The sequence below is a fragment of the Alkalibacterium sp. MB6 genome (genome assembly GCF_009935905.1).
In the GTDB taxonomy this organism is placed as follows: Bacteria; Bacillota; Bacilli; order Lactobacillales; family Carnobacteriaceae_A; genus Alkalibacterium.
This window is the reverse complement of the sequence record NZ_PREX01000005.1, coordinates 39697-66607: the sequence shown is the minus strand read 5'-3', so window position 1 is coordinate 66607 and position 26911 is coordinate 39697. Positions and strand designations below refer to the sequence as shown.

The 26911-nt window shown below is 38.5% G+C and carries 25 protein-coding genes; 9 read left to right on the top strand and 16 right to left on the bottom strand.

Annotation, left to right across the window (positions count from 1 at the left end):
* Positions 1 to 131: 131 nt before the first annotated feature.
* The 11 genes from rplI to dnaA form a co-directional block, all read right to left on the bottom strand.
* Positions 132 to 581 (bottom strand): 50S ribosomal protein L9, encoded by a 450-nt coding sequence (gene rplI, locus C3945_RS03400; RefSeq protein WP_161878283.1) that lies wholly within the window; start codon positions 579 to 581, stop codon positions 132 to 134.
* A gap of 36 nt (positions 582 to 617) precedes the next feature.
* Positions 618 to 2612 (bottom strand): DHH family phosphoesterase, encoded by a 1995-nt coding sequence (locus C3945_RS03395; RefSeq protein ID WP_161878282.1) that lies wholly within the window; start codon positions 2610 to 2612, stop codon positions 618 to 620.
* A 361-nt stretch (positions 2613 to 2973) separates the two neighbouring features.
* Positions 2974 to 3207: a 30S ribosomal protein S18 gene (rpsR, locus tag C3945_RS03390; RefSeq protein WP_161878281.1), complete on the bottom strand. Its 234-nt coding sequence runs from the start codon at positions 3205 to 3207 to the stop codon at positions 2974 to 2976.
* A 27-nt stretch (positions 3208 to 3234) separates the two neighbouring features.
* The gene (gene ssb, locus C3945_RS03385) at positions 3235 to 3777 is read right to left on the bottom strand and encodes a single-stranded DNA-binding protein (protein WP_161878280.1); all 543 of its coding nucleotides are present in this window, start codon (positions 3775 to 3777) and stop codon (positions 3235 to 3237) included.
* Positions 3778 to 3831: 54 nt separating this feature from the next.
* Entirely contained in the window at positions 3832 to 4131 is a 300-nt protein-coding gene (rpsF, locus tag C3945_RS03380; protein WP_161878279.1) for a 30S ribosomal protein S6, read from the bottom strand.
* A gap of 259 nt (positions 4132 to 4390) precedes the next feature.
* The gene (gene gyrA / locus C3945_RS03375; protein ID WP_442862161.1) at positions 4391 to 6898 is read right to left on the bottom strand and encodes a DNA gyrase subunit A; all 2508 of its coding nucleotides are present in this window, start codon (positions 6896 to 6898) and stop codon (positions 4391 to 4393) included.
* A gap of 84 nt (positions 6899 to 6982) precedes the next feature.
* Positions 6983 to 8914 carry a DNA topoisomerase (ATP-hydrolyzing) subunit B gene (gyrB, locus tag C3945_RS03370; RefSeq protein WP_161878310.1) on the bottom strand — a complete coding sequence of 644 codons (1932 nt, stop codon included), beginning with the start codon at positions 8912 to 8914 and terminating at the stop codon, positions 6983 to 6985.
* A 78-nt stretch (positions 8915 to 8992) separates the two neighbouring features.
* Positions 8993 to 10114: a DNA replication/repair protein RecF gene (gene recF, locus C3945_RS03365; protein WP_161878277.1), complete on the bottom strand. Its 1122-nt coding sequence runs from the start codon at positions 10112 to 10114 to the stop codon at positions 8993 to 8995.
* Positions 10114 to 10347, bottom strand: coding sequence for a S4 domain-containing protein YaaA (gene yaaA / locus C3945_RS03360; RefSeq protein WP_161878276.1), 234 nt, complete (start codon positions 10345 to 10347; stop codon positions 10114 to 10116). The genes recF and yaaA overlap by 1 nt, the downstream gene beginning before the upstream one ends.
* 302 nt (positions 10348 to 10649) lie before the next feature.
* Positions 10650 to 11789, bottom strand: a complete 1140-nt coding sequence (gene dnaN, locus C3945_RS03355) for a DNA polymerase III subunit beta (protein ID WP_161878275.1) — start codon at positions 11787 to 11789, stop codon at positions 10650 to 10652.
* 188 nt (positions 11790 to 11977) lie between these two features.
* A complete protein-coding gene (gene dnaA / locus C3945_RS03350) occupies positions 11978 to 13312 on the bottom strand; it encodes a chromosomal replication initiator protein DnaA (RefSeq protein ID WP_161878274.1) in 1335 nt (444 codons plus the stop codon).
* 699 nt (positions 13313 to 14011) lie between these two features.
* Here dnaA and rpmH point away from each other — a divergent pair.
* The 5 genes from rpmH to C3945_RS03325 all read left to right on the top strand — a co-directional run bounded on the left by rpmH (position 14012) and on the right by C3945_RS03325 (position 17919).
* The gene (gene rpmH / locus C3945_RS03345) at positions 14012 to 14152 is read left to right on the top strand and encodes a 50S ribosomal protein L34 (RefSeq protein WP_161878273.1); all 141 of its coding nucleotides are present in this window, start codon (positions 14012 to 14014) and stop codon (positions 14150 to 14152) included.
* Positions 14153 to 14278: 126 nt separating this feature from the next.
* On the top strand, positions 14279 to 14623 hold the full coding sequence (gene rnpA / locus C3945_RS03340; RefSeq protein WP_161878272.1) for a ribonuclease P protein component: 345 nt from the start codon (positions 14279 to 14281) through the stop codon (positions 14621 to 14623).
* A gap of 41 nt (positions 14624 to 14664) precedes the next feature.
* Positions 14665 to 15537 carry a YidC/Oxa1 family membrane protein insertase gene (locus C3945_RS03335; RefSeq protein WP_161878271.1) on the top strand — a complete coding sequence of 291 codons (873 nt, stop codon included), beginning with the start codon at positions 14665 to 14667 and terminating at the stop codon, positions 15535 to 15537.
* 78 nt (positions 15538 to 15615) lie between these two features.
* The gene (jag, locus tag C3945_RS03330; RefSeq protein WP_237585460.1) at positions 15616 to 16470 is read left to right on the top strand and encodes an RNA-binding cell elongation regulator Jag/EloR; all 855 of its coding nucleotides are present in this window, start codon (positions 15616 to 15618) and stop codon (positions 16468 to 16470) included.
* A gap of 171 nt (positions 16471 to 16641) precedes the next feature.
* On the top strand, positions 16642 to 17919 hold the full coding sequence (locus C3945_RS03325) for a bifunctional folylpolyglutamate synthase/dihydrofolate synthase (protein WP_161878270.1): 1278 nt from the start codon (positions 16642 to 16644) through the stop codon (positions 17917 to 17919).
* Between the two features lie 52 nt (positions 17920 to 17971).
* Here C3945_RS03325 and C3945_RS03320 read toward each other — a convergent pair whose 3' ends face one another.
* On the bottom strand, positions 17972 to 18550 hold the full coding sequence (locus C3945_RS03320) for a rhodanese-like domain-containing protein (protein WP_161878269.1): 579 nt from the start codon (positions 18548 to 18550) through the stop codon (positions 17972 to 17974).
* 302 nt (positions 18551 to 18852) lie between these two features.
* Here C3945_RS03320 and treP point away from each other — a divergent pair, with 302 nt between their 5' ends.
* A complete protein-coding gene (gene treP / locus C3945_RS03315; protein WP_161878268.1) occupies positions 18853 to 20307 on the top strand; it encodes a PTS system trehalose-specific EIIBC component in 1455 nt (484 codons plus the stop codon).
* Between the two features lie 156 nt (positions 20308 to 20463).
* Positions 20464 to 22116 carry an alpha,alpha-phosphotrehalase gene (gene treC, locus C3945_RS03310; protein WP_161878267.1) on the top strand — a complete coding sequence of 551 codons (1653 nt, stop codon included), beginning with the start codon at positions 20464 to 20466 and terminating at the stop codon, positions 22114 to 22116.
* Positions 22117 to 22337: 221 nt separating this feature from the next.
* On the opposite strand, the gene C3945_RS03305 is transcribed toward treC, so the two are convergent.
* Complete coding sequence (locus C3945_RS03305; RefSeq protein WP_161878266.1) at positions 22338 to 22709, bottom strand: helix-turn-helix domain-containing protein; 372 nt, start codon at positions 22707 to 22709, stop codon at positions 22338 to 22340.
* A gap of 40 nt (positions 22710 to 22749) precedes the next feature.
* Positions 22750 to 23472 carry a trehalose operon repressor gene (gene treR / locus C3945_RS03300; RefSeq protein ID WP_161878265.1) on the bottom strand — a complete coding sequence of 241 codons (723 nt, stop codon included), beginning with the start codon at positions 23470 to 23472 and terminating at the stop codon, positions 22750 to 22752.
* Between the two features lie 224 nt (positions 23473 to 23696).
* Here treR and C3945_RS03295 point away from each other — a divergent pair, with 224 nt between their 5' ends.
* Positions 23697 to 24797 (top strand): hypothetical protein, encoded by a 1101-nt coding sequence (locus tag C3945_RS03295; RefSeq protein ID WP_161878264.1) that lies wholly within the window; start codon positions 23697 to 23699, stop codon positions 24795 to 24797.
* A gap of 55 nt (positions 24798 to 24852) precedes the next feature.
* Here the strand turns inward: C3945_RS03295 and C3945_RS03290 are convergent, their stop codons facing one another.
* Both C3945_RS03290 and aac(6') read right to left on the bottom strand, forming a co-directional pair.
* Positions 24853 to 25902, bottom strand: coding sequence for a LysM peptidoglycan-binding domain-containing protein (locus C3945_RS03290; RefSeq protein ID WP_161878263.1), 1050 nt, complete (start codon positions 25900 to 25902; stop codon positions 24853 to 24855).
* 150 nt (positions 25903 to 26052) lie between these two features.
* Complete coding sequence (gene aac(6') / locus C3945_RS03285) at positions 26053 to 26496, bottom strand: aminoglycoside 6'-N-acetyltransferase (RefSeq protein WP_161878262.1); 444 nt, start codon at positions 26494 to 26496, stop codon at positions 26053 to 26055.
* A 208-nt stretch (positions 26497 to 26704) separates the two neighbouring features.
* On the opposite strand from aac(6'), the gene C3945_RS03280 reads away from it, so the two are divergent.
* A complete protein-coding gene (locus C3945_RS03280; RefSeq protein ID WP_161878261.1) occupies positions 26705 to 26902 on the top strand; it encodes a hypothetical protein in 198 nt (65 codons plus the stop codon).
* Positions 26903 to 26911 lie beyond the last annotated feature (9 nt).

The window sequence follows — 26911 nt, the reverse complement described above, 5'->3', positions numbered from 1 at the left end:
GAACATACGTTTATAAAAATGTTTCACGTGAAACATTTTATGTTTTTGAAACAAGGAAAGACACGAGTTCTACTATAGAATAAGGGTTTATCCCTCTTCTTTAAGTAGCTCGTGTCTATTCATTCTCCTATTTAGTTTGTTTCAAGCACGCGTACCGTTAACTCAGCTGTCACATCTTTGTGTAATTTGATGTCCATTTTCTGGCTACCGACTGTTCTCATCGGAATCGTTTGATTTATTTTTCGCTTATCAACTTTTATGCCCAACTGTTTTTCTAACTCTTGAGCAATTTGTTTCGTTGTTACTGATCCAAAGAGTCTACCATCTTCTGCAGCTTTACTCTTGATTTCTAAAGGGTTATTCTCAATCGTTTCTTTGTCTTTTAGTGCTGCTTGTCGCAACTCTTCTTCTTCTCTTTCTTGAGCCTTTTGTTTCATTTCGTGCTCTTTCTTAGCTCCTGAAGTCGCTTCTTTAGCTAAGCCTTTTTTCAGTAAGAAGTTATTTGCGTACCCATCAGATACAGTTTTCACTTCACCTTTTTTCCCGGTTCCTTTAACATCTTTTAATAGAATGACTTCCATTTTATTCTTCCTCTCTCTTTTAATTCAATTTAGAATTTAATCCAGTTCAGAATTCAAAACGTCTGTTAGCTCTTCTACTATTTCAGGAATGCTTTTCCCATCCAGTTGAGTAGCTGCGTTGGACAAATGTCCACCCCCACCCATTTTTTCCATAATAAGCTGGACGTTAATTTTCCCTAAGCTTCGGGCACTAATACCTACTGTATCGTCAGAACGGCGAGTCACAACAAAGGCTGCTTCTACTCCTGACATACTTAACATCGTATCAGCAGTTTGAGCGGACATAATAGGTGGATAAATGGTATGGTCTTCACCATGGGCAATAGCCACCCCTTCTTTAACAAATTGTAAACTTTCAATTAACTTACTTCTTTGAAGATAATTTTCAGGGTCTTCTTTGAGTAAACGTTGAATCATAGCTGAATTAGCCCCAACTGATTGTAGATAACTCGCTGCATCAAATGTTCTTGATCCCGTGCGTAAACTGAAGTTATTGGTGTCAACCACAATGCCTCCAAGAAGCGCTGTCGCTTCGATTCGATTAATGGGATCTCCGTCTGTGGATACATATTCAAATAATTCAGTTATCAATTCTGCTGTGGATGAGGCATACGGTTCGATATACACAAGCAAAGGGTTCTCGGTAAAATCTTCCCCTCTTCTGTGATGGTCAATAACGATATTGCGTTTTGTTTTCTTCAGTAAATTCGGCGCAATAGATAAGACAGGTTTATGGTGATCAACCAAGATAACTAAATCTTCACTAGTAATAGTCTCTTCAGCTTCTACTGGAGAGACAAAATTCTGGAAGACTTTCTCATGTGATTTTATCTCATTCATTAGCTTAGACACATCGTTACCCATATCTTCTTTATCAATGACAATGTGAACAGTTTTTTGAAGCATCATGGCAATTCGCGCAATACCTAATGAAGAGCCAACAGAATCCATATCAGGATGCTTGTGACCCATTACATAAATATCGCCACTGTCTTTCATTAATTTCTGTAATGCCTGACTGATCATACGAGAACGAACCCTCGTGCGTTTTTCCATAGGGTTTGTCTTTCCACCATAATACCTAGGTTCTTGATCAACTTCTCTCACTATCGCCTGGTCTCCACCACGGCCAAGTGCTAATTCTAAATTGTTCTGAGCTATTTCAGCCAACTTGTCGAAGGACTCCTCACCATAAGCTAAGCCCATACTTATCGTTAATGGTAAGTTACGTTTAGATGTTCGCTCTCTAATATTATCTATGAGTCCAAAACGTTCTTTTTCCAATCGTTCCAATTCTTTTTTACTTAGTAAGAGAAAATAGCGATCATCAGATGTCCGTTTATAGAAAACTGAATGTTGTTTACCCCAATTAGAGAAGTACGTGGTTAGCATGCTATCAAAACCTGAAATTCCTCGATCATCCAACCCTTGCGTGACTTCGTCATAGTTATCCAAGAACATCCATCCTACCACGGGTCTAGCTTCTTCGTAATTGTCTGCTAACTCTGCATACTCAGTGATGTCTAATAAATAAATGGCATGCAAATCACTTTGAATAGTCACACGGTATATCTTATCGTTCCACTCTATCGTTGGGTTAACTTCCTTATTTGGCTCTAAGAAGGCTCGATATAAATCTTCATTTACATCCTTCAATGAATCACCTAAAATATCACTTTCCAATATATGGCTCTGTAGATAAGGATTAATCCATTCAATATGGTTTTCCTTATTCAATAGAATGATTCCTATCGGCATTTTAATAAGTGCTTCTTGTTCTCCTCTTTTCACTCGATAAGAGAGGTTTAATATATATGAATCTAACTCCTTTAAGTATTCTGCACTATATCGCCAAACCACTAAGGCCGTAATCATAAACAATACTAGCATGATGACACCTAGCCATATATAGGCTACAAAACTTAGAATAGTCATTGTCACTTGGATGGCTAATGCCACAAGCAGCAAGAATTTTAGCGATGGAGAAGTCATAAATTGAGGTAATCGCTCACCTTTATTGTTTTTATTCATATTGTCTCCTTCTGAACGATTGACTTTTATCTATTTTAGCATTTTTTCTCTATTCATTCTATAAGGTTCGCAATAATCAAAATGTTTCACGTGAAACATTTTGATCTCAAATCTTTAGGATGTATGTAATCCATTTAAACAATTTAATTAGTTTATTGATTTGAATGAAGTGACTATAGATAAAAGCCTTGTGATAATTAAAGAGTATTTCCTAGTCAATTAACTGGGGTACACTTTTATTATACAGTTGTTTTTTACAAAGTACTGCATGTATTCAAAATTAATTATATCTATTAACAAAAGTATCTTAGTGAATAAAAAAGCTGCAACAGATAAACTGTCACAGCTTTATTGTATTCTATTACTCTTCAGTAACGAATGGCAATAGGCCCATAATACGAGCACGTTTAATTGCTTTCGTTAATTTACGTTGGTTTTTAGCGTAAGTTCCAGTTACACGACGTGGTAAAATTTTACCTCGTTCTGAAATGAAACGTTTTAAAAGGTCAATGTCTTTGTAATCGATATACTCGATATGATTTGCTGCAAAGAAATCAACTTTACGGCGCTTTTTTCCGCCTCTGCGTCCAGCCATGTTATTAATCCTCCTTTAATTCTTGAATCAAAATGGTAAATCGTCATCTGAAATATCAATAGAATCATTGTTACTTTCAAATGGATTCTCATCGAAGTTAGCATAACCGCCCTGGTTAGTGTTTGAAGGTTGATTGTTGTTTTGTCGATTATAATTATTACCACTACTAGTGTTAGAAGAGTAATTATTAGTGTTGGAGTTCCCACCGCCTGAAGTGTCTCCACTTTGAGAACGTCTGCTCTCTGTCACTGACTTAGGTTCCAGCATTTGGAAATTGTCACAGACTACTTCTGTAACGTAAACTTTTTTACCTTCATTATTTGTATAATTACGGGATTGTATACGCCCTGTAACACCAACTAAAGACCCTTTACGAGTAAAGCTGGAAATAATCTCAGCAGTTTTTCTCCATGCAACGACGTTAATAAAATCTGTTTCTCTTTCCCCTTGTGCATTTGAATAGGGGCGTTCCACAGCTAACGAAAACGTTGCTACTGCAATACCACTGCCTGTGTGACGTAGATCAGCATCTCTGGTTAGTCTTCCTACTAAAACGACATTATTAATCAATCAAAGAACTCCCTTCCAGTAAGCAATTATGATATAAATGTTTCACGTGAAACATTAGTTTTCTAAACGAACGATCATATGACGTAAAATGTCGTCATTGATACGTGCTAGGCGTTCAAATTCATTGATAGCCGTTGCATCTGAAGCGTTAAGGGTTACCAAACGGTAAGTACCTTCACGGTAATTCTTGATTTCATATGCAAAACGACGTTTCGCCCAGTCTTTTGATTCAGTAACTTCAGCACCGTTATCTTTAAGAATAGTTTCGAAACGTTCTACTAACGCTTTCTTACCTTCTTCATCAAGATCAGGACGGATAATATACAAAATTTCATACTTAGCTGATTGACTCATCTTTGACTGTCACCTCCTTATGGACTTTGGCCCTTTTAGATTAAAAAGAGCAAGGAGAGTATTCTTTTAATAGAGTACTCACTCCGAAATATTATAGCATAATAGGCTTTACAATGCAAGTTTACAATGAAAACAATTCAATTTTGTTTTTGCGAAATAAAATAGCAACCATCATCTTATTTGACATGTTGATGATGCTTGCTATTTAGGTGTTGAATGGATTGTGAATCAAGTCTCTGCTAAACTGTCCATTCGTTAATTAATCTTCGTCGTCTTGAGTGTCTTCTTCAAGAAGTTCACTTTCATTTTCAACCGGTGCATCGTTTAGCTCTGCGTCTTTTGCATCGTCATTCAATGGCATTTCGACGTCACTTTCATCTTCCTCATCTTCAGGTAAGACTTTAGCTAAAGTGGATACGGCATTGTCTTCCTCCAGTCTCATCAAACGAACACCTTGAGTGGCTCGTCCTGTTTGAGAGATGTTTCTGGCGTGGAATCTTATGATGACACCTTTAGTGGTAATCAACATGATATCTTCATCACCAGTAACTGTTTTCAGTCCAATTAACGGCCCATTTTTATCAGTAATGTTGATGGTCTTGACACCTTTACCGCCACGGCCACGGATAGCATATTCCGAAGCAGCTGTTCGTTTACCGTAACCTTTTTCAGTAATAACCAGTACTTCTGAATCGGGATGTAAAATATCCATCCCGACAACCGTGTCGTCTCCTCTGAGTCTGATTCCTCTAACACCGGAAGCTGTTCTTCCCATGCTACGAACATCTTCTTCATGGAAACTGACGGCAGATCCGTTTCTCGTACCAATAATGATATGGTCAGATCCGTGAGTTAAGGCCACATCGATTAATTCATCGCCTTCTTTAAGGACGATAGCTCTCAGTCCACTGGTTCTGATATTCTTGAATTCCTCAGTATGTGTACGTTTAACAGTCCCGTAACGAGTCGTAAAGAACAAGTGTTCATTCTCTTTAGACTCTCCTCGAGTACTGACAATCGCTTGAATTTTCTCATTATTGTCAATACCTAAGAAGTTAATTGCTGGGATTCCTTTAGCCGTACGGCCGTATTCAGGGATTTCATAACCTTTTGCTTTATAGACTTTACCGGTATTGGTAAAGAATAAGAGCAAGTCATGTGTTGAACACGTCAACATGGTTTCAACGAAATCATCTGTATTCGTACCCATACCTTTAATCCCTCTGCCCCCACGGTTTTGAGCTTTAAATTCTGAAATAGCCATACGTTTCATGTAACCGTTGTGTGACAGGGTAATTGCTATTTCTTCTTCTTCAATTAGGTCTTCGTCCTCAATACTTAACGATTCTCCAACCAATAACTCAGTACGTCTGTCGTCACCGTGTTTATCGGCAATTTCTTGAAGTTCACTCTCAATGATTTCATTCACACGTTCTGGGCGGGATAAAATATCGTCAAGATCTTTTATCAGTTGCAGCAAATCTTGGTATTCGCCTTCGATTTTCTCTCTTTCCAGTCCGGTTAATCGTACCATACGCATATCCAAAATCGCTTGTGCTTGTCTATCTGACAGACCAAAACGTTCAGTTAGAGCCTGTTTCGCTGCATCGCCTGTTTGAGAACCACGAATAATCGATATAATCTCATCAATATGATCAAGAGCTATACGTAAGCCTTCTAAAATGTGGGCTCTTGCTTCTGCTTTTCGCTTGTCATATTCTGTACGTCTTCGAATAACTTCTCTTTGGTGTTTCAAATACTCAACTAAGATCTCTCTTAGTCCAAGTGTTTTAGGAATACCATTAACGATTGCCAACATATTAAAACCAAATGATGTCTCAAGTGGCGTCATTTTGTACAAGTTGTTCAAGATAATACTCGCAGAAACGTCTCTTCTCACGTCGATAACAACACGCATACCGTCTCTATCCGATTCATCATTTAAGTCTGTGATGCCTTCAATACGCTTGTCTCTAGCTAAGTCAGCAATCCGTTCAACTAATTTAGCTTTATTGACTAGATAAGGAATTTCATCAACAATGATTCGTTCTTTACCATTAGGTTGAACTTCAATACGGACTTTTGCGCGGACCTTAATGGATCCACGTCCCGTTTCGTATGCTTTACGGATGCCGGACTTTCCTAAAATCATTGCCCCAGTTGGGAAGTCAGGACCAGGCAAGGCTTCCATCAATTCATTAACAGAGGCTTGTTCGTTGTGCATAACAATACGGCAAGCTTCAATCACTTCTCTTAAGTTATGAGGGGGGATATTGGTTGCCATACCAACGGCAATACCGGAAGCGCCATTTACTAATAAATTCGGGAAACGAGCAGGCAATACATCCGGTTCTCTTTCCGAACCGTCGTAGTTATCGTGGTAATCAATCGTATTTTTGTTAATATCTCTTAACATTTCAAGAGATATCTTGCTCATACGTGCTTCTGTGTAACGCATCGCAGCGGCACTGTCACCGTCTATGGAGCCAAAGTTACCGTGCCCGTCAACTAATGGGTTACGGTAACTGAAGTCTTGTGCCATACGAACCATGGATTCGTAAATAGCTGAGTCACCATGGGGATGGTATTTCCCCATAACGTCTCCTACAATACGTGCTGATTTTTTATAGGCTTTATCTGGTGTCATACCTAATTCGTTCATCCCGTATAGAATACGGCGGTGAACAGGTTTTAATCCGTCTCTTACATCAGGTAACGCTCGAGACACAATAACACTCATTGCGTAGTCCAAAAACGATGTTCTCATCTCTTTGGACAAATTAATTTGTTCTATACGGGCATCTTTTTCTTCTGCCAAGTAAGTCGTCCTCCTTAACCTTTAACGTTCATTTTACACATCAATATTCGTAACGTACTGGGCATTTTCTTCGATAAAATCACGTCTTGGTTCAACGCGTTCACCCATCAACATATCAAACACTAAATCCGCTTCAATCGCGTCATCAACTGTTACTTGTAATAGGCGACGGTTTTCCGGGTTCATTGTTGTACTCCATAGTTGTTCCGCATCCATTTCTCCAAGTCCCTTATAACGCTGTACAGAGGGTTTAGGCGTAGCTGGAATGCTCTTAAGGTATTTGTTCAATTCTCTGTCAGAATCCAAGTACACCTCTTTTTTACCCTGTTTAACTTGATACAAGGGTGGTTGAGCGATATAAACGAACCCAGCTTCTACGACAGGTCTCATGTAACGATAAAATAGTGTGAGTAAGAGTGTTCGAATGTGTGCACCATCGACGTCGGCATCTGTCATAATGATTAACTTATGGTAACGAGCTTTATCAACTTGAAACTCTTCACCAAAACCAGTACCCATCGCTGTGAATAATGACCGAATCTCTTCGTTTGCCAAAATTCTGTCAATCGTTGCTTTTTCAACGTTCAATATTTTACCTCGAATCGGTAAAATCGCCTGGAAAAATCGTGAACGACCTTGCTTAGCAGATCCACCGGCCGAGTCTCCCTCAACGATGAATAATTCAGATATTTTAGGGTCTTTGGATGCACAGTCTGCTAGTTTCCCTGGTAGGTTACTGATTTCTAAACCATTCTTCTTACGTGTCACTTCTCTGGCTCGTTTAGCAGCCAATCTAGCCTTAGCGGCAAGTAACGCTTTATCGATAATGCGTTTGCTTGTTTGCGGGTTTTCCATCAAAAAGCGCTCAAAATGCAAACTGAAGAGTCGATCAGTAATGGTTCTCACTTCTGAGTTACCTAATTTCGTTTTTGTTTGGCCTTCAAACTGCGGGTCAGGGTGTTTAATACTCAAGACGATGGTCAAGCCTTCTCTAACATCTTCTCCGCTCACGTTTTCTTCATTTTCTTTTATGAATTTATTTTTTCTAGCGTAGTCATTTACGATTCGAGTCAAGGCTGTTTTAAAGCCAAACTCGTGCGTTCCACCTTCATAGGTGTGAATATTATTAGCAAAGCTCATGATATTCATGTGGTAGCCGTCTGTATGTTGAAGAGCCACTTCAACCACGATACCTTCTTGTTCATCTTCTAAATAAATAGGTTCATCGTATAAAACTGTTTTAGTCTGGTTTAAATACTCAACATAACTCTTGATTCCACCATCGTATTGGTACTCCAATGTAACTGGCTCATCTTTTCGGTTATCTTGAATAGATATTTTCAATCCACGGTTTAAGAAAGCCAATTCACGGATTCGAGTAGCTAATTTGTTAAAATCATAAGTCGTTGTTTCTTTAAATATCTCAGCATCTGCTTTAAATCTAACCTCTGTACCAGATAAATCTGTTTCGCCGATTTCTTTTAAATCAAACATGACTTCGCCACGCTCATAACGCTGATGATAAACGGTCCCGTTCTTATGGACACTCACTTCAAGGAATTCTGATAACGCATTAACAACAGAAGATCCAACGCCGTGCAGTCCGCCGGAAACTTTATACCCACCGCCACCGAATTTACCTCCCGCATGCAAAACAGTAAACACAGTCTCGACTGCCGGGCGACCAGTTTTTTCTTGAATATCAATTGGAATCCCACGGCCGTTATCGGTTACTCTAATGGTATCGTCAGGTTCAAGAAAGACTTGAATTTGACTAGCATGACCAGCCATCGCTTCATCAATAGAGTTATCCACAATTTCCCAAACTAGATGGTGCAAACCTTCAACACTCGTTGAGCCGATATACATACCCGGACGTTTTCTAACAGCTTCTAATCCTTCTAAAACTTGAATTTGACTAGCATTATACTCTTGGCCAGCTTCTTCAATCAGTTCTCCTATAATCTCTTCTTTGACTTGTTCTTCATATTCTTCTCTTAATTGTTCAATTTCTTTTGGTGTTAATTGTTCATTTGCCACTAGTTAGTCACTCTCCATTTCAATCTGTCCATTGGTTACTCTAAAAATTCGGGGGTTATCAAGCAATTCCTTTTTTACACCGTCAAGGCTAGTTGTTGTTAAAAACGTCTGAACTTTATCTTGAATTGATTGCAGCAAGTGGGTTTGTCGGTCATCATCCAGCTCACTCAACACATCATCCAATAATAAAACGGGGTACTCCCCCGTCATCTCTTTCATCAATTCAATTTCAGCCAATTTCAAGCTTAAAGCCGTCGTTCGCTGCTGGCCTTGCGATCCATAGGTTTGAACATTCTTTTCATTGACATAAAAACGCACATCGTCTCTATGAGGACCAATCAGAGTGGTTCCTTGCTCGCGTTCTCTTTTTTTGTGATGGCCATATTGGTTTAAAATATCAGACATGATGACTTCTTTATCGGTCTGAGAGGTCACCGGTATGCTTGACGCGTAAGTCATGGTCAATGTTTCTTTTCCTTGTGAAATAGCCTGATGAATAGGCTGAGCCCACTTTTCAAGGCGTTCCACAAAAAAATAGCGCTGAGCCAATACCTCAGCCCCTTCAGCCGCTAGTTGTTCGTTTAAAATGGTTAAATATGTCTCATCGAGTGAACGATTCGGACGGTGCTGCTTCAAGTAAGCATTACGGTGTTTCAATACTTTTTGGTACTCAACCAAATGATACAGATACAGCGTGCTCATCTGGCCCATTTCCATATCTAAAAATTTACGCCTGACAGATGGTGACCCTTTGACAAGGGACAAGTCTTCAGGTGCGAACAAAATAACGTTCAGATGGCCAATATAATTGCTTAGCTTTTTCTGCTCCAAATGATTTAATTTTGCTTTCTTGCCTTTTTTAGACAAAATAATTTCTAAAGGGAAAGAGCTATTGGTTTTTTGAACGGTGCCACTGACTTTGGCAAAGTCTTTATTCCACCCTATCAACTCTTTATCATTCGCTGTCCGATGACTTCTGGCCATTGCTAAAACGTAAATACTTTCCATCATATTGGTCTTGCCCTGTGCATTTTCTCCCAAGAACACATTAATGCGTTTAGAAAACGGGACCTCTGCTATATCATAATTCCTGTACCCTTTTAAGCTCAGTTCTTTCAAGTACATTACTGATCTCCAGCATGACTGGATTCAATGACAAAGCTTCCTGCATCTTCCACTTCAATGATGTCACCATGGCGTAATTTCTTACCTCTACGGTTATCCCGTTCGCCATTTATCCAAACGGGAACGTCCATTAGAAACGGTTTAGCCATTCCACCGCTTGAAATAATGTTGGCATGTTTTAAGAACTGCCCTAAAGTAATATAAGACTCTTCAATTTTTATATTTTCGGCCATTTAAATCGACTCCTTAAAAAAGTAAAGACGTGGATAATTGAATCCACGTTAAACTAGTTTCTCCTCTTAATATTATACCTTAAATTGAAGGATAAAACAAATTTTTATAGGGAAAAATAGCCTCTCATCGTTTTTAGGTCCTTTTTGATTAAATAGATTGTTTTATACAAATGAGCTTAAAAACGTGAAATTTACTTGTTTTAAGATTTTTCAAGTTTATTTATCACTTAAAAAATAAAAATCCCACAAAAGCTCTATTAAAAGAGTCCTTTGTGGGATTGACTATTATAAAGGTTGTGATTTTACGTTGATGTACGAATCGGTGTAATCAATTGAACAAAGTCATTCGTATCTTCAGTTGGTACCAATACGAATGGACGCAAAGTTGATATCAGTTTAATCGTGACGTCAACTGGACCAAATGTAGTTAAAGCTGCTTTTAAATAGTCCGGGTTAAACGAAATATCCATCTCTTCCCCACTAATATCTTTATAAGACACTTGTTCATTCACTCGTCCGACTTCCGGTGAGTTTCCTGTTATTTCGATATGGTTGTCTTTGACAGACAATTTAACCACGTTATTTTTACCTTCATGAGATAAAAGCGACGCACGTTCAACCGCACCAAGTAGACTCTGGGCATCGAGTGTGACTGTTGTTGTGGCTTGCTGAGGGATTAATCGATCGGTTTCCGGATAGTTACCTTCTAAGAGCCGTGAATAGAAATACGTGTCTTCTGTTTTAAAGAGTATTTGGTTCTCAGCAACAGCGACTTGAACTTCGTCTAAGGAATCATCAAGTAAGCGACTTAAGTCCTGCAAGCTTTTACCTGGGATAACTAAACTGTGAGACAAACCTTCTGTTCCTTCAATAGGAATGACGCGCTGACTTAATCGGTGACTGTCTGTGGCAACAGCTTTTAGTTTACCTTCTTTAATTGTCATATGGACTCCTGTTAAAATTGGTCGACTTTCGTGAGTCGAAACAGCTATAACGGTTTGTCTGACAATTTTTTTTAACAAATTAACTGGTAAGACAAAGGCTTGATCTGTATTAATTTCAGGTAAGTGTGGATAATTATCAGCATCTAATCCATTAATCAAAAATGAAGATGAAGCAGATGTAATTGCTGTTTGAATACGGTCTTTCACTTCAACAGTAAATTGATCATCAGGTAATTTATTGACAATATCACTAAAGAAACGAGCGGGTTGCAAAACAACCTGCCCTTCTTCTTCTATGGTTAATTCAGCTTTTTCATCATGAATACTCAAAAAGGTTTCAATTGAAATATCTGAATTACTACCCGTCAGTTTAACCCCATCTGAATTAGCGATTAATTTAATCCCTGTCAATATAGGAATGGTTGAACGAGGGGAAACTGCAAGTTGTACATCTTTTAATTTCTTTAAAAAAGCTGATCGGTTGACAGTGAATTTCATATACATCCTCCATTATCATTTATAGTCAGAACCCTAATTATATTATATATAAGAACTATAGTAATAGTAGTAGGGCCTGTGTATACTGTGGATAACGAATAAATACGTTAGACCTACAAGTTTTCCACCTGTGGACAAGTTGTGCATAAAGATGTGGGTGACTCCTTATTTTATCCACAGTCTTTTTTTTATAGACTCTTTTTAATTTCAGCTATTTGCTCTCGTAACTCGCCATCTGTTTCGCTATCAAGAATTTTTCTGATTTTCTCATGAGCATGAATAACTGTGGTGTGATCTTTCCCACCAAATTCTTTACCAATTTTGGGCAAGGAAGTGCTCGTCAATTCTCTAGCCAAATACATGGCTATTTGTCTTGGCATGACAATTTGACGCACGCGTTTCTTGCCTTTTAAATCAGCTAGTGATATTTGATAGTATTTTGAAACCTTTTGCTGAATGGATGCAATCGAGACGTTTTGCTTCTGATCGTTTTTTAGCATGCTCTTCAAGGCATCAGCAGCTAAGCTTGTAGTAATATCGCTGCGTTGAATGGCTGAATAGGCTTGAACACGCACCAAAGCACCCTCAAGTTCCCGAATATTCGAATCAATCTGGCCAGCAATGTAGCTCAGTGCATCATTTGGGATTTCCAACCGTTCAGCATTGGCTTTCTTTCTCAAAATAGCAATACGCGTTTCCAAATCTGGAGGCGTAATATCTACTGACAATCCCCAGGCAAAGCGTGAGACCAATCGTTCTTGAAGTTTTGGAATTTCATTAGGCAAGCGGTCACTCGTCAATACAATTTGCTTGCGGTCATCATATAACGCATTAAAGGTATGGAAAAATTCTTCCTGAGTTCCTTCTTTGTCTGCAAAAAACTGAATGTCATCCACCAAGAGTAAGTCCACACTTCGATATTGCTGGCGGAACTTCTCTTGCGTCCGGTTTTGAATCGAATTAATAAAATCATTGGCAAAATTTTCACTCGATACATATTTAATTTTGGCATGGGGATTGATCTGCAAGTACTGATGGCCAATCGCATGCATTAAGTGAGTTTTTCCAAGTCCAACTCCTCCATAGAAGAAGAGGGGGTTATAAATCGTTCCGGGTTCTTCAGAAACAACCAACGCAGCAGCATGTGCCATTTGGTTGCCTTTACCAATGACAAAGGTGTCAAAGGTGTACTTACTATTAAGTGTACTCGAAACAGTAGGGGTACTAAGAGAATTAACGGATGACAATGTATCTTGATCGGCCGCAGCAGCCTGTTCTTCAGACGTGACAAAGACAGGAGTTACCTCTCGCTGAAACAGTTCATATAAATATTCGACTACTTTAGTTGATAAATTATTTTTCCAATATTCCTTATGTAAGGTAGACGGAACTTCTATTGTAATCGATTGGTCTGTTAGCCTGACGAGGGACGCGCTTTTTATCCATGTATCAAAACTGACTTTAGACAGAGTTTCTTTAAACTTTTCTTGCAAATAAGTCCAGACCGTTTGTAAATCTTCCATAGTGTTCCTCCTCGCCGGTAAGTGTGCTTTTTTATTTTATCACGTATCGAAACAGTTTTCCACAACAGGTTATGATTGTTGATAAATGTTTAACATCTTGTCTATAAAGATATCCACAGGCAAAAATAGAGTGTGTACAATTATTTTAGCGCATACTTTTTAGACAGGTAATGTGGATAAGTTGTTGCTCACAAACAGCTTGGTTGCAATGCTAAACAGAGTTATTCACAATTGAAAAGAGGGTGTGTATGACTTACGTGAACAGGGTGTTAATCTGTGGACAATCCAGGGGAGAAGATGTGCACAGTTCACTTTAAAGAAAAATTATACCCGTCCTGTGGATATCTTTATGGGATAGTTTCACTATAAAAGTATGTGGATAGTTTGAAGTGGCAACTTTAACTGTGGATGAAGATAATTTATAATGTTTAATCAACATACGATCTTTTCCCCAATTTTATCTTTGTCTCATACAAGAAGTAAAAGATATGTGAACATTTATAAAAAAAATGAAAAAATAGTCACATTTAATTAAAATGAGGAATAAATTAGTCTATGCTACCTCTGAAAAGCTTGACATTGACGAATAAATCTTCTAAAATGACATAGTCTGTCTAGATATAGTAAATTGGAAATTGTTTTTCACTTTTTATTGTGAGATACAGAGGACAAAGCAAAGATTCAGGAGGTGTTTTGCAGATGGCACAAGGAACAACATATCAACCAAAAAAACGTAAACGTCAAAGAGTTCATGGATTCCGCAAACGTATGAGTACTAAAAACGGACGTAGAGTATTACAAAGTAGACGTCGTAAAGGAAGAAAAAGAATTTCTGCTTAATGACGATAGGCGACGAAAGCTCCTTACTGATAGCTATAGTGAGAGCACGTTGCCTTTTTTTTGTACTTAATCTGCTATGAGTGTTTAAAATAGAGATCATTTGATTTATAGAAAGATGGGACATAAATGAAAAAAGCTTATAGAGTAAAAAAAGAAGCGGATTTTCAAAAAGTCTTTCATCAAGGCGAATCAATGGCCAATCGCCAATTTGTTGTCTATGCGTACCATAAACCTGAACAACGGCATTTCAGAGTCGGCTTGTCTGTGGGCAAAAAGATGGGAAATGCGGTGGAAAGAAACGCCATTAAACGTAAAATAAGACACGTGCTGATTGAATTTGATCAAGAGGACGAACTAAAACACGACTTTGATTTCATTATCATTGCTAGAAAACCGGTTCAACTAATGAGCTATCATGAAATAAAGAAAAGTTTACAACATGTATTAGGAAAAGCTAAATTACTTAATTAAATTAAAGTGCTACAGCAGTTATCCATAATGGGTGACTGTTTATGAAGAAGAGAAGAGAGGGAACACATGTGAATTTTTTAAAGAAACGTAAGCGATTGCTCTTAATCCTGGGCATGCTTGGACTAGTTGTTTTCTTGTCTGCCTGTGGAACAGGGGCAGTAACAGAAGACAGTACAGGCTTTTTTGATCGCTATATCATTTACAACTTTGCGCAAGCGATTATCTGGGTTTCCAATTTATTTGGTGGCAACTACGGTATAGGTATTATTATTGTAACAATCATTATCCGGGCATTGCTCATTCCCTTTACTCATTTTCAACAAAAAAATATGCAACAAATGAGTGAATTGAATCCTCAATTAGAAGAATTGAGAGAACGCTATTCTGCTAGAGATACTGAAACGCAAGAAAAACTAAAAGAAGAACAATCACGTTTGTATAGTGAAGCAGGGGTTAATCCTTACATGGGTTGTCTACCGATGCTGATTCAAATGCCAGTCTTTATTGCTTTATATGGGGCAGTAAACCGTACGCCAATCTTAGTAACAGGTAATTTCTTATGGGTTAACTTAGGCGAGCCGGATCCTTATTTCATTTTACCGATTCTAGCCGGTGTCTTTACCTTTGCTCACTCTTACTTAATGAGTATGGGAAGAGATCAAGCAGGCGGAAAAGTGATGACGTACGTGATGCCTTTGTTCATCGTCTTTATTACATTTAGATTATCAAGTGCATTAGCTTTATACTTCGTTGTATCTAACGGCTTCTCAGTTGTACAAACGCTACTATTCCAAAATCCATTCAAAGCAAGAAGAGAGAAGTTGGAAAAAGAAGAGAAGCAAGCTGAAGAAGAACGTCAACGAAGACGAGCTCTTAAAAAAGCACAGCGCTTAAGAAGAAATATCAAAAAATAATAAACATCTGACAGACTGTATGTAATTTGGTAAAATGAAGAAGAAGAGATTGAAAGATTGTGAACGGAGGATAGTTAGATGATGGAGAAATATACCGCACAGGCCCCAACAACGGAAGAAGCGATTCAAAAGGGTCTCAATGCCTTGGGAATCAAAACAGAAGAAGCAAATATTGAGGTTACACAGGAAGCCAAAAAAGGATTCTTAGGTATTGGACAAAAAGATGCCGTCGTGATTGTGACACGCAAAGAGTCTGCGGAAAGCATTGAGCAATTTTTAGCTACAGACAGCGAACCTATGTCTGAACCGTCGAAACCAGATAAAACAGAAGCTGATTCCGATATAAATGAAGTAGAAGAAACGGATGAAGATGAGTTTAAAAGTAGTAACGTGACAGAAGAAGACGTGGTTACCGACTCAGAAGAAGCGAAAGCCGCTCGTCAAGAAGCTAATGATAAAGACGAAAAAGCCATTCAAAAAGTGCGTCGCTACCTTGAAACGATCACGTCGAAGATGGTTGATGACGATGTGACCATTGAGGTTACTAGAGAAGATCGACGCGTACTCTATACCATCGAGACAGAAGATGCTGGTTTGATTATTGGTCGTCACGGTAAAGTCTTAAACAGTCTTCAAACATTAGCTCAAGTGCAATTGCACCAAGAAGCAGCCAATAAACTATACGCTAAAGTGGATGCCGAAAATTACCGCGACCGCCGTCAAAAAACAGTTGAGCAGTTAGCTACCCGCACAGCTGAAAAGGTTAAGCGTACGAATCGTCCAGTCATTTTAGAACCGATGCCTGCTCATGAGCGAAAACAAATTCACCGATACTTGAATCAATTTAAAGGGGTACAAACCCATTCCGAAGGTAAAGAACCACACCGTTACCTCGTTGTCGAACCTTCAAAAGAAGATCAGTTCACTGTATAAACACTAAATGGAAGACCGCCGCTGATAGCCAGTAGCGGTCTTTTTTATAGCATGAATAGAGTGAGTCGCCACTGAGTCCTTCGGTTTATCATTTTTCATTATTCAAAACCCTCGTGCAGTGTTAAAATGGGTAAGGATCTTCAAATTTATAAGGTTAAGGGATGGAATAAGATGGATATGAATGATGTCATTGCATTGGTGAATACCAATAGAGGCAATGGGAAAAAAGAAAGCTTAGATAGAATGAATGCATTACTTGAAAAAATCGATAATCCAGAACGTAACTTATCTGTCGTACATATCGCTGGCACGAATGGAAAAGGCTCGACTGCCAATTTTATGTCAGCTATTTTGAAAAAAACAAGCATTAAAACAGGCCTGTATACCTCACCTCATTTGGAAAAAATCAATGAACGCATTCGCATTGGTTCTGAAGACATCTCAGACGAAGACTTTATTCGTTTAGCAAAATTCATTGAACCGTTTGTTCAGGAAGTAGAAAAAGAATTGGATGAGCGTCTTTATTCTTTTGAAATATTGACTGCTTTAGCGCTCTTTTATTTTGCGGAGGCAGGATGCGAATTGGTCATACTGGAAGCAGGGATTGGAGGCAGATTGGATTCGACTAACGCAATTCCGACTCCAGAAGTGGCAATTATTACGTCTATTGGTATGGATCACATGAAAGTCCTGGGCAACACGAAACGAGATATTGCCTATGAAAAAGCGGGAATTATAAAGGGAAATGGCTTTATTGTTTATCCTTCAATGGGTAAAGATATTGATGAGGTCATTGAAGAACGGGCCGCAACTGTAAAGGCTAAAGCAATAAACATTCAACCAAACGATATTGCAATCACGGCTATGTCCCATAAAGGGTCACACTTTTCGTACAAGCACTTAACTGACTTGACCTTACACATGTTAGGTGAGCACCAAATTATGAACGCTGTTTTGACTATTGAGGCCGCTTGGGTACTTAAAGAAAAAGGCTATGCGATTGAAGAAAATCATATAAGAAACGGGCTGAAAGAAGCCTATTGGCCTGGCAGATTGGAAAGGATTCAAGACGAGCCACTCATATTAATCGATGGGGCACACAATCCTGAAGGGGTTCAAACCTTGAAAGCCAACATTCAAGCTCTTTTCCCTAATGAGACCTTTACCTTTGTCGTTGGTATGATGAAAGATAAAGACTATATGGCCATGATAGATGAGATGCTACCGCTCGCCGATGCCATGTATACTGTTTCCCCTGATCCGTATAGAGGATTCGATGCAAAAGCAGTTGCTGAGCAGATAAGCGACAAACAGGTAAAAGCAGAAGCTTTTGACTCAGTAGAAAAAGTTATCATCAAGTTGAAAGAGAATGACAATCCTTCTAATAAAGTGATTGTGTTTGGTTCTTTGTATTTAATAGGGGACATAAAAACAGGGTGGAATAGATAAAAGAAGAATCCGAGGATAACATCTCTCCTCGGGTTCTTCTTCATTATGATAATTAATCGGTTAGTTCTTGTACGGCTTTCATTCCACCCTCAATCACATGAGGGTTCAATCCTTTTGCTTTAAGGAAAGAAGCAGCGGCAGTACTACGCCCTCCGGATCCACATAGGGTGTAAATCACTTTTTCACTATCCAATGAGCAGTAGTCAGTGATTAAATCTTCAAAGGGAATGTTAATCAAGTTCTTCTTGGGAGCTGGACGAGTGATTTCGTCAGGGTGTCTCACGTCAAGCAAGATATAATCATCTTCTTTGCTTAAAAAGTCTTTTGGAGCGGTTGTCCCAAGCGTTTCTAATGCTTCCGCAGGGATATCTTCTACATGAATATAACCACTCACTTGATTAAAGCCCAAGTCGTCAGCTGAATCAGACAGATTATCCAGTTCTGCTTCTTCTTTGGAACCCACTATAAAGACGAGGGGTTGATCGACGTCTAGATAATAAGTCGCATACTTTTTAAAGTTACTTGCAGTGAGGTTGAGTGATTGTTTCAGATGACCACCTTGGAAATCATGTTGTGAGCGGCAATCGATGAGTTGCTGTTCATTAATATCAGAGTAAGCCAATTGTTTCATTGCGTGTACCTCCTTTATAGTCAGTGTTTAAGACAACTATCTACCAGTATAAGGAATTTATATAGACTAAGCAAGGGCTCCTCACTAAGATAATTCGGTGTATGAGGGTTTTTATTATCAAGTCAGAAACCTTGAGTGGTAAGATAAACACATAAAGATTAAGTGGCTGTTACTTATTTTGGGGACATCAAAAGAAAGGATGATAAAATATAGAATAAACCGCTTGCATTTTTTAATATAATAGTATATAGTAAAAACGAAAGAACTTGTATAGACAAGTACAATGAAGGAGGAGAAGACAAGTGGCAGATTTTAGAAAAGATGCAGAAGAGTTACTAGAAGCCATAGGCGGTAAAGAAAACGTCAATGCCGTAACTCACTGTGCAACACGTATGCGTTTTGTGTTAGATGATCCGTCAGCTGCTGATACAGATCGAATTGAAGATATTCCATCTGTAAAAGGGACATTCACACAGGCTGGACAGTTCCAAGTCATTGTAGGAAACCGCGTAGGCGATTTTTACAATGAATTTTCAAGTGTTTCAGGTTTGGAAGGCGTCTCAAAAGACGAGGTAAAAGGTGCAAGTAAAAAGCACATGAATCCTCTACAACGAACAATGGCTGCTTTGGCAGAAATATTCACTCCATTAATTCCAGCAATCATTATCGGTGGTTTGATTTTAGGATTTAGGAATATATTAGAAGCCGTACCGATGGGATTCTTGAATGACCAAACCATTGTTGAAAATTCACAGTTCTGGGCAGGAGTAAACTCCTTCTTATGGCTCCCAGGTGAAGCGATATTCCACATGCTCCCAGTTGGGATTACATGGAGTGTCACTAGAAAAATGGGAACTACCCAAATACTGGGTATTGTTCTTGGGTTAACTCTTGTATCTGGGCAGTTACTAAATGCTTACGGTGTAGAAAATATTATAGCCGGAGATGTACCTGTATGGGACTTTGGTTTCTTCCAAATGGATATGATTGGGTATCAAGCTCAAGTTATTCCAGCGATGTTAGCCGGTTTCTTACTCGTCTTCCTTGAAAAATGGCTGCGCCGCGTGATACCGGAAGCCGTCTCTATGATTTTCGTTCCATTATTTGCATTAATTCCAACTATTTTTATTGCTCACGCTATTATTGGGCCAATCGGTTGGCAGTTGGGTACGTGGTTATCACAAGGCGTAAACTGGGGATTAAGCGGAACCTTTAACTGGGTATTTGGTTTTGTGTTTGGTGGCTTGTATGCACCGCTTGTTATCACCGGACTGCACCACATGACTAACGCGATCGACTTACAGTTAGTGTCTGACTTTGGCGGAACAAACTTGTGGCCAATGATTGCTCTATCCAACATTGCGCAAGCATCAGCCGTTATGGGTATCATTTGGTTGCACCGTGGAGATGAAAAAGAAAAAGCTGTATCTGTACCAGCAGCCATTTCTGCTTACCTTGGTGTAACAGAGCCCGCTTTATTCGGTATCAATATTAAATACGTTTACCCATTTGTTGCAGGCATGATCGGTTCTGCATTTGCAGGCATGATTTCCGTTGCGATGGATGTGACAGCCTTTAATATTGGTGTTGGGGGATTACCTGGATTCTTAAGTATCCAGTCTGGCATGCTATGGTTCTTAGTGGCTATGGCCGTTGCTATAGTGGTTCCAATCGTTTTAGTTATTGTCTTTGAGAAAAACAATATCATGACGAGTTGGGAAAATGATAACTTACCGATTCCAAAATTGGGACGTTAAGGATCAGCTAATTAATTAAACGAAATAGGTTACTCTATGGGGGAAGGGTATTTCCACTTAATTGTACATTTCTAGACTGAAAAGACTGGAAAAGGAACTAATTAGTGGAAGACCCTTTTTCTGTTGATAGTAATAAAAAAAGAAAGGGAGAAGATAATGAATAACTTTCACGATAAAGTCATTTACCAAGCTTATCCGAAGTCTTATAAAGACACGACTGGAAATGGGATTGGTGATTTAAATGGAGTAAGGGAGAAACTGCCTTACCTAGCTGATTTAGGTATCGATATGATTTGGTTGAATCCCTTTTATCCATCACCTCAAAATGATAACGGCTATGACGTAGCTGATTATACTGATATTGATCCGATGTTTGGTTCGTGGGATGACTTTGATGCTTTAGTAGAAGAAGCAGATAAACACGGCATATCGTTAATGCTTGATATGGTATTGAATCATACATCGACTGAACACACTTGGTTTCAAAAAGCTCTCGCTGGAGAAAAAAAGTACCAGGATTTTTATATATTAAGAGAAGCACAGGAAGATGGTAGCTTACCGACTAACTGGGAATCGAAATTCGGCGGTAAAGCGTGGTCTAAATTTGGAGAGACGGATAAGTATTACCTTCACTTATATGATGTTACGCAAGCGGATTTAGACTGGCGAAACCCTGAAGTAAGAGAAGAACTCTTTAAAGTCGTCAATTTTTGGCTTGAAAAAGGAGTCAAAGGCTTCCGCTTTGATGTGATAAACGTTATTGGTAAAGATGAAGAACTGAAAGACGCCGAAGATGGAGTAGGAAAAGCTCATTATACCGATACGCCTATTGTTCATGACTTTATTCGCGAGATGAATGAGAAGTCTTATGGGCAGTACGAGGACATTATAACCGTTGGGGAAATGAGTTCGACTACGGTTGAACACGGTGTGAAGTACTCAAATCCTGACAGAAAAGAAATGTCCATGATTTTCAGTTTCCACCACTTAAAAGTGGATTACAAAGATGGAGACAAGTGGACTACAATGCCGTTTGATTTCAACGAACTGAAGACTATTTTAGATGAATGGCAATCAGGCATGGCTGAAGGCGGCGGATGGAATGCCTTGTTCTGGAACAACCACGATCAACCGCGAGCCAATAATCGTTTCGGTGATCCAGAAAATTATCCAGTCGAAACAGCAACCATGTTAGCTCAAACCATTCATCTGCTAAGAGGAACCCCTTATGTCTATCAAGGTGAAGAAATAGGGATGACTAACCCGAATTACGCTACGATTGATGATTACGTGGACGTTGAAACGCATAATGCGTATAAGTCACTACTGGAAAATGGTCTGTCAGAAGACGATGCCATCGAAATTATTAAAGAAAAATCCAGAGATAATGGGCGGACACCGATGCAGTGGGATGACTCTGAACATGCTGGCTTTACCACTGGCGAACCTTGGTTGAAAGTGCCTGAAAATTATAAGACAATCAACACAACCACTTCAGAAACCAGTAAGAAAATTAGAGACTACTACAAGAAACTGATACAGTTACGCAAAGACATGCCAATTATTCAAGAAGGGGATTACGAAGCAGTAGAGTTGGATCACCCAAGCATCTTTGCTTACGTAAGAACCTACAAAGGCGAGAAACTACTTGTCTTGAATCATTTCTATGCTGAAGAGGACTCGATTGATATCCCTAAAGAATTGCTAGATATGGAGTCAAGTTACCTCATCGGAAACAGTGGTGACAGAGAATTAACATCTACTTTTAAAATGGGACCCTTTGAAACCGCCGCGTTTTTGTTAAACTAACAATTAAAAAAGAATAGATGAAAAGCTGCCGTTATGGAGAAATGGCAGCTTTTTTGTGATTAAATTATCTAATAATATAAAAATTAGTTTATGTAAATTTCAAGTTTAAGTTAGCCACTTGAAATTTACATCCATATTATTTAAAACAGTTATATTTATACACTTTTATTATATACTATTTGCTAGGTTTTGCAAGGACTTTCATGTATTTTTGTATATCTTTAAGATTCTTCTACATCTTCCTTAAAATTTCGAAAGTAATTATCATTGTTTTCAATCATTTTGACATAAACTATATCACTTACCTTATTTTTCAATTGGCCTAAATTCGTAGGAATTGCATAATCACCGTAGGATTTAAATTCTTGATAACTATCCATGCCGTTTGGCAGTCCTTCATTTAATAAAAAACTGAATTCTTCTAGTCTTATGTTTAATCGATCTAATAATTTTTCTAGTAAGTAAAAGGGAATGTTTTGGTTACGATTTTCGATACTTGATAGAGTTGTGCGCGAAGTAATGTCTTTAGCCAGCTCGTCCTGAGTTAATTGGCGGGCTTTTCTCAATTCCTTTATTAATTGCCCTGTTTCCATATAATTATTCCTTTCAGGTCATTAAACCAATTTTATATTTTTAGAATCCATTTGGTCCCCGACGTCTAGCAAAATCAACAAACTTAAATTTATCCAATCGGTGTCTGGATTCAGTGAATTGAAATAAGGTGGTGTCTTCCAAATGAACTTCACTACGTGTGACCACCACATGGGTATCGCCGTGAAGGGTCATAATCTCCTTATCTTCTTTTGTGGCAGGTTCTACAATAAATTCTTTACGGGCAAAGCCAATCTCAATACCTAGTTTTTTTTCAATGTAATGATAAAGAGAATGCTTAGCTTCTTCATCAGGCAGGTCTGGAATAACGGAAGTAAACAAGTAATCTTTATCTAAAATAATGATTTCACCATCCACTTTTCTTGCTCGGATAACACAATGCACTTCAGTTTCTTTTGATACTTTCAAAAACTCTGCAATGTATTCAGGGATTGTCATGACCTTATTTTCAACAAGGATGGTTTCACTCTTAATGTTTTGTGCTTCTTGCAATTCTTTGTAGCTGGTTAAGCCAGAAATAGGGAAGTCGAAGCGCTTTACATCCAACACAATGGAACCTTTTCCTTGTTTTTTATGAATGTAGCCACTTTCCGTAAGTAAAGTCAGGGCTTTTCGAATGGTTTCTCTAGAGACATCATACTCTTGAGCCAATTTATTTTCACTGGGGAGCAAATCACCGGGCTTATAGTGCTGATTTAAAATATCAGATTCAATGTCCAAAAAAATCTCTTGAAATCGACTCATGTTTATACAGTCCTTTATCTATACATTCTTAATGGGTTGTCCTAGTCAAAAGCGTGAACAACACATTCTCTATTCCCACTATACCAGATTTCTCAATAAAAAAGCATGCAACTTTCTTGCAATCTATTCAGTATTTATTGTGCCTTAACCTATTGATAAAAAAAGATTAAAGAGTAAACTAAAGTATATTAGAATCAATTAGTTAGTAGAGAGGGCAGGGTGACATGGCAAAAAAATCGTTTGGCGAAAAGATGGGCATGCTCGGGCTTTATTTATTATTAGTAGGAGCGATGGCTGTTGTTTTTTATCAAATGGAACTGGATTTATACGGCGGTTATACAGGTAGTGTATTTACCTTTATTCTTATAACAGGACTGATTATGTTCTTCTTACTCCTTTTTTTATTTTTACATATTATCATCCATGAAATAGGTCACTTAATAACAGGTTTGATCTCCGGCTACCGTTTTTCTTTATTTCGCATATTCCAATGGACAGTGGTTAATGATAACGGCAAGTTGCGATTTACCAAACTCTCTATCGCCGGCACGGGAGGTCAGTGCTTGATGTTGCCGCCGGAAAACAATGATAACCCACCTTACCGCTTGTATTTATCCGGAGGGGCATTGGCAAATGTGGTTGCAGCTATCCCGGCACTTTTATTTTACATTAGTCGTCCATCTAGTTTATGGCTTATTTTTGCTATTGCAGGCTTTATATCAGCTGTTATAAATATTTATCCAGCCGGCTTTAATGATGGAATGACAATTAGAAAGTTAACTAAAAGCGTGACAGCAAGAAGACAGTTGATGCAACAATTAGACTATAGCGATCAATTTATAACGGGGCTGACATTCAAAGAGGTTAACCCAGAAGAATTTATTCATAACCCTAAAGAACCAATAACAGAGCAATTCAATACGTATGCCACTCTCATAGAGGTGTACCATTATTTGGATAGAGACATGTACTCAGAAGCTCTTTTTTGCCTTCAGCCCTTATGGGAAAACAAAGAAGATATTATTGGCCCTTACCAAACAGAAGTCATAAGAGAATACATCTTTTGCAATATGATTCTTGGAAATGTAGACGAGCGACTAATTGACGAGGCTTTAGAGAGCAAAGTATTCCAAAACTACCTTAAAGCGACTAATACAGAAGCTAACCGTATGAAAGCAGCATTAGCTTGGTTTAAGGATAACGACAGAAAAGAAGCAGTCAAATGGATCGAAAAAGCGAGACATGCTTTAAAACACTCGACCAACCTAGCTGATAAAGAAGTGAATAAGCGATTAATAGACCAATTAGAAAAAGAAATTGGCTAAGTATAAGGGGACACGCAAAAAGGCTCAGTCTGACTGAGCCTTTTTTGTTTTACATTTAAGGAATAACAAGAACCTGACCGACACGAATGAGATTAGGGTTGGAAAGTTTATTTGCGGAAACTATTTTTTGAACAGTGGTTCCGTATCGTCGTGCAATAGAGTAAAGTGTATCTCCAGCTTTGACGGTATAGCGTCTGGTTGTAGAAGGAGGTGGGGTTGGGGCAGGAGTTGATCCACCACTTCCAGGAATGACAAGCACTTGTCCCACACGGATGAGGTTAACATTAGTGATATTATTGGCAGCAGCTAGTTTTTGGACAGTTGTTCCATGTCTCAAAGCAATACGGTAAAGGGTATCTCCGGAACGAACGGTATAAGTTCGTTGAGTAGAAGAAGTTAAATTTAATAATTGTCTGACAGTCACAAAACGGTAGCCCATATTTTTGAGTCGTGAAATGATAGTAGGCAAGGCTTTTGGTGTACCGGATGCGCCAGCACCAGTATGCATCAAGATAATGGCTCCCGGTGTGATTCGATTCATCACACGCTGAACAATATCATTGGATGAATTACCGGTCCAGTCAACTGTATCAATGGTCCACATAATATTATAGCGGTAGCCAGCGTCTCCAATATGCTTCAAAACAGTTGAATTATAAGCTCCAAAAGGTGGTCGGAAGAGAGGTTTGGTTGATTTTCCGGTCAATTGACGAATGAGATCTTCCGTACGCTGTAATTCACTTTTCATTTTGGTAGATGAGATCGTTGTAAAATCAGGATGAGAATAGGAATGGTTAGCAATATCGTGACCACGATTGGCAATGTCTCGAATCTTAGTAGGATGATTAGCTGCTCCAGAACCTGTTAAGAAGAAAGTGGCTTTGACGTTATGAGTCGCAAGCGTGTTAAGAATAGATGTGATATTGGTGCCATCTGAGCCATCATCAAAAGTTAAAGCAACAACTTTTTCAGTTGTCTGACCTTTGGTAACGGTTTGAGTAGGTGCAGCGGATACGGCAGAAAAACCAGCAGTGAAAAGAAGCAATAAACCAATCAATAAGCTGATCACAGCTTTATGAAGAGATAATTTAGTCTGACGTTTCATTGAACTCACCTCTTTCAAAAGCAACTGAGCTATGTAAAAAAGAGGCCAATTATCTTCACCTAATTATAACACACAAGTTACAAATGTTACACGAAGATGACACAAAAAAGCTCGCTTTATTTATTGAAAAGGGAGCAGTATGTAGACTAATTAATCTAGTTTTTTAGCGTAACAAATAATGCGGTTCACTTCCTTAAAACCGAGGGAGTGATGAAAATGAGCACTTGTTTCATTCGTCAGTTCGACATCACTGGCAAATTCTTTGGCGTCCATAAATCTTGCCCAATCTTCACAAACGCAGACTAAGTCCTTGCCGATTCCTTTGGTGCGGTAATCCTCTTTGACGTATATGCCCTCAAGGTAACCTACCGGACTCGATTCAGTTCCTTCGACATAATCATAACGCAGCTGAACATGGGCAAACCCGACGACTTGATTGTCTGCTTCGCAAATAAATAGTTCGGCCGTACTGTCAGAAGGGTAATGGTGCATCTCTTTTTGCAAAGCCTTTAAATCCTCCGTTGGCCATAACAATAAAGCGAGTTGAGTAATGTCTTTGATGTCTTGATCGCTAGCTTTTTTTATCCTATACATCTTTCCAACTCCTTGAGTCCAAATAAATTAAAAAACACCTACTTAATCATACTCAATAGTCTATCATATTCATTAATGAAACGCTTTATTTAAATGCTGAAAATGTAAAACTAACTAATCTTTCTGTATTTGTCCCTGTAACAGCTCAAGAAAACGGTTCTTGTAACGTTTTGTTCAAATTTACTTATAATAAATAAGTGGGAAAAGGTTGACATTTCAAGCTATTACTTATATTATTTTACTTGTTGAAGAAATAAAGAAAACTCAAAATTACTATTATGGTAAAAGTAGTGAAAGTGCTTTTCCACCCCGAACAGTAGCAGTGTATACTTTTTGTGGAGTGGACCGGGCGCTTTTTTTTATGGAGAAAAACACACGAAACGAACGCATTCCGTTAATGGAATAAGAAAGGAGA

What these genes read in the sequence shown, in the direction of transcription:
- dnaN (WP_161878275.1), bottom strand. Translation starts at nt 11,789, where the DNA reads ATGAAATTCACTGTCAACCGATCAGCTTTTTTAAAGAAATTAAAAGAT.
- recF (WP_161878277.1), bottom strand. Translation starts at nt 10,114, where the DNA reads ATGTACTTGAAAGAACTGAGCTTAAAAGGGTACAGGAATTATGATATA.
- rplI (WP_161878283.1), bottom strand. Translation starts at nt 581, where the DNA reads ATGGAAGTCATTCTATTAAAAGATGTTAAAGGAACCGGGAAAAAAGGT.
- dnaA (WP_161878274.1), bottom strand. Translation starts at nt 13,312, where the DNA reads ATGGAAGATTTACAAACGGTCTGGACTTATTTGCAAGAAAAGTTTAAA.
- treC (WP_161878267.1), top strand. Translation starts at nt 20,464, where the DNA reads ATGAATAACTTTCACGATAAAGTCATTTACCAAGCTTATCCGAAGTCT.
- rpsR (WP_161878281.1), bottom strand. Translation starts at nt 3,207, where the DNA reads ATGGCTGGACGCAGAGGCGGAAAAAAGCGCCGTAAAGTTGATTTCTTT.
- rpsF (WP_161878279.1), bottom strand. Translation starts at nt 4,131, where the DNA reads ATGAGTCAATCAGCTAAGTATGAAATTTTGTATATTATCCGTCCTGAT.
- C3945_RS03290 (WP_161878263.1), bottom strand. Translation starts at nt 25,902, where the DNA reads ATGAAACGTCAGACTAAATTATCTCTTCATAAAGCTGTGATCAGCTTA.
- rnpA (WP_161878272.1), top strand. Translation starts at nt 14,279, where the DNA reads ATGAAAAAAGCTTATAGAGTAAAAAAAGAAGCGGATTTTCAAAAAGTC.
- gyrA (WP_442862161.1), bottom strand. Translation starts at nt 6,898, where the DNA reads ATGAGAACATCGTTTTTGGACTACGCAATGAGTGTTATTGTGTCTCGA.
- rpmH (WP_161878273.1), top strand. Translation starts at nt 14,012, where the DNA reads ATGGCACAAGGAACAACATATCAACCAAAAAAACGTAAACGTCAAAGA.
- C3945_RS03335 (WP_161878271.1), top strand. Translation starts at nt 14,665, where the DNA reads ATGAAGAAGAGAAGAGAGGGAACACATGTGAATTTTTTAAAGAAACGT.
- jag (WP_237585460.1), top strand. Translation starts at nt 15,616, where the DNA reads ATGATGGAGAAATATACCGCACAGGCCCCAACAACGGAAGAAGCGATT.
- yaaA (WP_161878276.1), bottom strand. Translation starts at nt 10,347, where the DNA reads ATGGCCGAAAATATAAAAATTGAAGAGTCTTATATTACTTTAGGGCAG.
- C3945_RS03325 (WP_161878270.1), top strand. Translation starts at nt 16,642, where the DNA reads ATGGATATGAATGATGTCATTGCATTGGTGAATACCAATAGAGGCAAT.
- C3945_RS03395 (WP_161878282.1), bottom strand. Translation starts at nt 2,612, where the DNA reads ATGAATAAAAACAATAAAGGTGAGCGATTACCTCAATTTATGACTTCT.
- treR (WP_161878265.1), bottom strand. Translation starts at nt 23,472, where the DNA reads ATGAGTCGATTTCAAGAGATTTTTTTGGACATTGAATCTGATATTTTA.
- C3945_RS03320 (WP_161878269.1), bottom strand. Translation starts at nt 18,550, where the DNA reads ATGAAACAATTGGCTTACTCTGATATTAATGAACAGCAACTCATCGAT.
- C3945_RS03305 (WP_161878266.1), bottom strand. Translation starts at nt 22,709, where the DNA reads ATGGAAACAGGGCAATTAATAAAGGAATTGAGAAAAGCCCGCCAATTA.
- C3945_RS03295 (WP_161878264.1), top strand. Translation starts at nt 23,697, where the DNA reads ATGGCAAAAAAATCGTTTGGCGAAAAGATGGGCATGCTCGGGCTTTAT.